Source organism: Bartonella sp. TS25HLJMH (assembly GCF_042193505.1).
Taxonomy (GTDB): Bacteria; Pseudomonadota; Alphaproteobacteria; order Rhizobiales; family Rhizobiaceae; genus Bartonella; species Bartonella grahamii.
The window spans coordinates 307-570 of record NZ_JBHILV010000111.1 but is presented as its reverse complement, the minus strand read 5'-3'; the positions used below and the strand labels follow the sequence as shown (position 1 = coordinate 570).

Below are 264 nucleotides of genomic sequence, written 5' to 3'. Positions count from 1 at the left end.
ATAATCTAATATAGAGTGCAATAAATGAAACAGACCTATCATATTTTATGTCTGACAATTACCGCCTTGCTGTTAAGTGCCTGTAACTTTTCGCGATATTATAACTCAAATATGCCAACTGGAATTGATGGAAAATGGGTTGATGAGAATGGTATTATTTCTTCTTTCCACAATGGTGTTTTTGAAACGCATGCAGCAGATACAGAAGAAAAACTATCAGAAGGAGCATATAATTATCTCAATGCCCAAAATATAGAAATTGAA

Annotated in this window: 1 protein-coding gene; it reads left to right on the top strand. The window is 33.0% G+C overall.

All coding sequences use genetic code 11. The annotated features are described in order from the left end of the window. Positions 1–24 precede the first annotated feature (24 nt). Positions 25–264: hypothetical protein (locus ACFINF_RS09530; RefSeq protein ID WP_375620631.1), on the top strand; the 240-nt coding region annotated here is incomplete at its 3' end.